The organism is Streptomyces sp. UH6, from assembly GCF_013421635.1.
Lineage (GTDB): Bacteria > Actinomycetota > Actinomycetes > Streptomycetales > Streptomycetaceae > Streptomyces > Streptomyces abyssomicinicus.
The window spans coordinates 1-5,704 of record NZ_JACADT010000322.1 but is presented as its reverse complement, the minus strand read 5'-3'; the positions used below and the strand labels follow the sequence as shown (position 1 = coordinate 5,704).

Genomic DNA, 5,704 nt, shown 5'->3' with positions numbered 1-5,704 from the left:
GCAGGGCCACGGCCGTCGCCCACCGGTAGCCGGCCGGCATCCGGTTCAGGGTGCCCACCGTGTGCCGCACCGCCTGCCGCAGGGCGGGAGCGGGGCCCAGCACCCCGTAGGCGGCGGCCCAGCAGGCCGGCAGTCCGGACCGGTACAGGTCGCGCTCGGTGATCCTCATCCCGTCACCTTCTCCCGCACGAATCCGGCCAGGAGCCGGGTGGCGCCCCGGCTCAGCACCTCGTCGAGGGCGGCGACGAACAGATCGGCCTCGTCGGGTTCGGTCACCAGGGGTGGCGAGACGATCAGGGCGATCAGCCGGTTGGAGCCGAAGAACGTGAGGATCCCGTGGTCCCGGTACAGGGCGGCGATCACGGCGCCGGTCAGCAGCTTCGACACCGCCTGCGGGTCCCGGGCCATCGCGGAGGGCAGCCGCTCGCGCAGCCCGGACGGCAGGGCGGGCCCGGGGGTGAGGAACACGCCGTGCAGGGCGCCGCGCCCCTTGACCTCGCGCACCAGGCGCGGATGCCGGGCGGCCACACCCGCGAGCCCTTTCTCCAGCCGCTCGCCGAGTTCGCGGGCGCGGGCGGGGAAGTCCTCCTCGACGGCGACCGCCACGGCCTCCAGGGCGGTCGCGGTCTCCTCGCCGAACCCGTAGTACGTCGTGCTGTGCAAGGTGGCGTCGGACAGGTTGTCGTAGGCGGAGCGGAAGATCGGTTCGCGCGCGATGTACCCGGAGATCGAGGACTTGCCGCCGCCGAAGGACTTGGACGTGGTCACGACGTCGGGCACGAGCCCGCGGTGGTGCATGAAGTGGAACAGCGCCCCGGTCTTGCCCCAGCCGGTGTACACCTCGTCGAAGACCAGCACGATGTCGAGTTCGGTGCACAGGCGGCGCACCTCGCGCAGGAACGCGCCCGAGCACTCGCGCAGACTGGAGGCGCTGAACGGCTCGAGGACGACGGCGTACACGTCGCAGTCGCCGGCGGAGTCGGTGTGCCGCTCCAGGGCCAGCCGGAAGGACTCCAGGTCGTCGTAGGCGAACGCGTCGGTGCCGGGGATCCGCGGGTAGGGGAAGTGGACCTCGGGCGAGGCGGTGAGGCTGCCCGCGCCCAGGAGCTTGCCGTGGAAGGCGATGTCCGTGTGCAGGACGGTGCCCCGGCGGCCCCGGTGGTACTTGTAGGCCAGTTTCACCGCCCCCTCCACGGCCTCCGCACCGGAGTTGGGGAAGTAGCTGATGTTCAGGTCGCCGGGCAGCAGCTGGGCGAGGTTGTGGCTCAGCGCGGCCACGTAGGGCGAGAAGTAGTTCTTGTGGACCTCCATGCGGCGCGCGTCCTGGAAGCGCCGCCGCGCGGCGAGGACACGCGGATGGTTGTGGCCGTGGCTGAGCACACCGACCCCGCCGGTGAAGTCCAGCACCCGGCGGCCGTCCCGCAGGTGGATCCAGGCTCCCTCGGCGTGGTCGACCAGGTCCCGGCCGAAACCGAAGGAACCGATGAGCGACACCTGGCTGCGGCTGACGAACCGGCGGTACAGGTCGTGCACCTCCTCGGTGGTCATCGCCTCCGCCCGGTCCAGCCCGATCAGGTCAGCCATGGTTCCTCCCGGCGCCCGCGCGGAGACGGTCGGCGATCAGGCGCCCGGCCCGGCGGCCGTCGCGCACGGCGTAGTTGGTGCCGCGGTCCTCGGGGAACACCTGGGCCATGCCCGCCAGGTACAGGCCCGGCACCCCGGACTCCACCGGCGGCATCGTCCGGGAGTAGTCCGGGGTGATCACCGGCTGGGCGTACTCGGCGCGCCACACGTGGAAGCGCTGCACCCAGTGGCGGTCGAAGGCGGGGAACATGCGCTTGACGTGCGGCAGGCTGTACTCGAAGACCTCCTCGTCGGACATCCGGTACAGCTCGGCGTCGGTGGGCAGGTACTTGGACAGGTACACGACGTGCTTGCCGTCGTAGCGGTCGGGGTGGTCGAGGTTGGTGTGCTCGATGACGCCGACGTAGGGGAAGTCCGGGTCGTTGACGTTGAGCCAGTAGGTGTCCGACAGCCGGCGGTCGTTCTCCAGCACCAGGCAGACGTTGCCCAGGTAGTCCACGCCCGACCAGCTCCTGCGCACCCCCGCCACCGCCGGGTGGTCCGCCTCCTCGCCGAGCAGCGAGGCCGCCAGGGAGGGCGCGGTGGTCAGCAGCACCTCGCCGGCCGGGTGGAACACGCCGTCGGCCGTCACCCCGGTCACCCCGGCGTCGCCGGCGTGCACCGCACCGACCCTCGCACCGGTGACGATCTCCACGCCCAGGGACTCCAGGTGCCTGCCCAGCGCGGTGAGCAGGGCCTCGCAGCCGCCCTTGACGTAGTACAGCGTCTCCTTGCCGGAACGGGTGCGGCTGCCGCCGCGCAGATGCAGCTTGGTCCACATCCAGGTCGCGCCGACGTGCTCCGCGTACTTCCCGAACTTGCCCTCCAGCAGCGGCCGCCAGACCACCTCGTACACCCGCCGGCCGCCCAGCGACACCAGCCACTCCTCGGCGGTGAGCGACTCCAGCTCCCGCCAGTGCCGCACCCGCCGGGCCCGCAGGGCCAGCAGCCCCAGGCGGATCCGGTCGGCGAACGGCAGCGGCGCGAAGCGCAGCAGGTCCAGCGGGGCGGAGAGGCGGTAGACGGAATTGGCGAAGTACACGCCCGTGCGCGTCTCGTGGGCCTCCAGGAGGTGCGAGATGCCGAGCAGTTCGCACAACCTGAGCATCTCCTCGTCGGAGGAGAACCAGTGGTGGTAGAAGCGCTCCAGCCGTACGCCGTCCCCGGTGTCGAAGCTCGCGGCGAGCCCGCCGATGACCGGCTCGCTCTCCAGGACGCGCACGCTCCGCCCCCGCGAGGCGAGTTCGAGCGCCGCGGACAGGCCGGTGAAACCGGCGCCGACCACGACGACGTCCACCGGGCCGGCGGCGCGGCCCGCCGCTTCGGCTGCTTCCGTGCTCACAGGTTCACACGCTCCTCTACGGGATGGGACGGGGACAGCGGGCCGAGACGCTCCGCGACGGTGTAGTCCGGGCGGCCCTGCACCTGGCGGAAGACCGCGTGCAGGTACTCGCCGACGATGCCCAGCGCGAGCGCCTGGGAGCCGAAGGCGGCGGATCCGGTCAGGACCCCGAGGTCGCGCCGGAAGGCGGCCGTGGCCGCGCCGCCGACCAGCACCGCGGTGCCCAGGTAGGTGGTCAGGCGCAGCGGGACGGCGGAGTCGGAGAGCAGGCCCCGCCGGGACAGGGCGAGCATCTTGCGCAGGGTGTACTGCGAGGTCCCCGCGTGCCGGGGGGCCCGGTCGTAGTCGATGTGCGTCTCGGGGAAGCCGAACCAGCTCACCGCGCCGCGCAGGTACAGGTTCTTGTCGCGGGACTCGGCCAGCAGCCGGACCAGCGCGCGGTCCAGCAGGCGGAAGTCGCCGGTGTCCAGCGCGGGCGGCTGCTCGGAGAGCGCGGACACCAGCCGGTAGAACGCGTAGGCGCTGGCCTTCTTGAAGACGCTCTCGCCCGCCCGGCTGCGCCGCCGCGCGGAGACGACGGACCAGCCGTCGCGCCACAGGGCGGCCATCTCCGCGATCAGCTCCGGCGGGTCCTGGAGGTCGGCGTCGATGACGACGACGGCGTCACCCGCGGCGTTCCGGAGGCCGGCCAGGCAGGCCGCCTGGTGGCCGAAGTTGCGGCCCAGCCGCAGGGCGCGGACCCCGTCCGAGTCCTTGGCGAGCGCCTTGACGACCTCCCAGGTGCCGTCCGAGCTCCCGTCGTCCACGAAGATCTGCTCGCAGTCGAACTCCTCCAGCGCGCCCAGGACCTCGGTGAGGCGGGCGTGGGTGTGGGCGAGCACCTCCCTCTCGTTGTAACAGGGCACCACGACGCTCAGCATCGGACGCCTGCTGTCGAAGGCGCGTATCTCACGCGGCACGGCAAACCTTTCGTACGTCCGTCAGAACACAGCAGCCACACGGGCGGACCGGGCACACAGGGGGAGGCGCGCTCCGCGTGAACGCGCCTCCGTCGCCCCCGCCGCCCGGGCCGCACCCGGCGGCTCAGCCACGCGGCGCCGACGTCATCCGCTCGCGCAGGATCTGCCGGGCCTCCGCCTCCCACCAGTCGGGCACGCGGGCCAGCGAGACCGGCCGGAACGCGATGCCCAGCGCGCCGCCGTCGACCCGGCCGCCGTGGGCGAGAAGGTGGTCGAGGTACCTCTCGGCCTCCTCGGGGAGGGTGTCGGTCACCTCCGTCCACGCGCCGCTGCGGTGCATCTCGATGCGGCGCCGGAGATCGTCCAGCACGGGAGGCCGCCACTTGAAGTGGTGCACCACCGGGATGTCCCGGACCTCGTCCACGTCGATCCTGACCGTGGGCGAGTAGTGGCTGCCCAGGGCCAGCGGGACGTCGGACCGCGCCAGGACGACCTTGCGCGGATTGCCCCGCGTGAGCCGGGCGGTGAGGAAACCGCCCACGGGATAGCGCGTGTCCAGGTCCGGGGCGTCCCCGGCGCCCGCCAGCCCGCCGTCGGCGGCCAGCCGGTCCAGCAGGACGCCGTTGACCAGCGGATGCCCGGTGGCCTCCGCGCGCGCGACGGTCTCCTCCAGGGACAGCGGGTAGGCGTGGAACTCGTCGGAGTCGGCGATCAGGTGCCACCCCTCGCCCGCCGCGGCCCGCAGCCGGTCGCGCAGTTCGCCGTGCAGGTGCTCGTGCCAGGGGCCGGTGCTCACGAGGGCCGGCGGGCCCGCCAGGCGCCGCCAGGTGCCGAGCGTGCGCTCCCGTTCCTCCTCCGGGACGTGGTCGGGGAAGTGGAAGCCGACGAAGAACTCGCCCACTCCGAGCTTCGTGTAGTGCGCGGCGAACTCGCGGAGGAGCTCGTCCTCCACCGCGCCGATGACCGCTACCAAGGACAGACGCATGATCACTTCCCTGCTGACCGGGTGGTCCGGACGCTCGTCAACGGACGGGGGGAGGGGCGAAGGCGGTGAGGCTCCCGATCGGCCCCTCGGGACGCCAGGTGAGCATCGGCGGATGCACCCCGGTGGTGTTGCCCTGGGCGTCGACGATCCCGGGGGTCACCGGGTGCTCCATGTGGAGCAGCGGGTCGTCGAAGTAGCGGAACGCGGTCGCCCGCTGCAGCCGCAGGACGAGGTCCAGGTCCTCGCCGCCCCAGCCCTCGTACCGCTCGTCGTACCCCCCGACGGCGTCGAACACCTCGCGGCGCAGCCACACGCACATGCCCGAGGCCCGGTGGACCAGGAAGCCGCGCACCCGGCCGAGGTCGACGCTCGCCGCACCGTGGTCCAGCCGCTGTTCCACCGCCCAGCGGCTGGACCAGGTGTCGAGGTAGAGCAGGTCGGTGAAGGGCAGGAACGCCCCCACCGCCGGGCCGGAGAACCGCCGGGCGTTGCGCTCGACGAAGTGCCGGTCCACCAGGGCGTCCGCGTCCAGGACGCAGACGAAGGACGCGCCCGACGCGGAGTTGACCACCGCCGCGTTGACGGCCCAGGACCGGTTGAAGGGCCCCGCCTTGTACGCGTGGAGGTACTCGTCGGCGCGCGGTTCGACCGTCGCCCGCCACCGCTGCTCGGTGTCGCACTCGATGACGGTCACCGCGTAGTCCGCCGACGGCGCCGACTGGTCGCGCAGCGCGTCCAGACACGCCAGCAGGTTGACGAGGCGTTCCCCGGAGGCACTGGTGTCCCGGAAGGGGA

At 72.6% G+C, this 5,704-nt stretch carries 5 protein-coding genes; all 5 read right to left on the bottom strand.

Annotated features, from left to right (window positions below; all coding sequences use genetic code 11):
- Positions 1-165 precede the first annotated feature (165 nt).
- Positions 166-1,584 carry an aspartate aminotransferase family protein gene (locus HW445_RS16540; protein WP_257231110.1) on the bottom strand — a complete coding sequence of 473 codons (1,419 nt, stop codon included), beginning with the start codon at positions 1,582-1,584 and terminating at the stop codon, positions 166-168.
- On the bottom strand, positions 1,577-2,965 hold the full coding sequence (locus HW445_RS16535) for an NAD(P)/FAD-dependent oxidoreductase (protein ID WP_218957060.1): 1,389 nt from the start codon (positions 2,963-2,965) through the stop codon (positions 1,577-1,579). Before HW445_RS16535 ends, HW445_RS16540 begins: the two co-directional genes overlap by 8 nt.
- Positions 2,962-3,924, bottom strand: a complete 963-nt coding sequence (locus tag HW445_RS34275; RefSeq protein ID WP_180221787.1) for a glycosyltransferase family 2 protein — start codon at positions 3,922-3,924, stop codon at positions 2,962-2,964. The genes HW445_RS16535 and HW445_RS34275 overlap by 4 nt, the downstream gene beginning before the upstream one ends.
- 124 nt (positions 3,925-4,048) lie before the next feature.
- A complete protein-coding gene (locus tag HW445_RS16525) occupies positions 4,049-4,909 on the bottom strand; it encodes a hypothetical protein (protein WP_180221786.1) in 861 nt (286 codons plus the stop codon).
- 37 nt (positions 4,910-4,946) lie between these two features.
- On the bottom strand, positions 4,947-5,704 hold a 758-nt coding region (locus tag HW445_RS16520), incomplete at its 5' end, for a glycosyltransferase family 2 protein (RefSeq protein WP_180221785.1).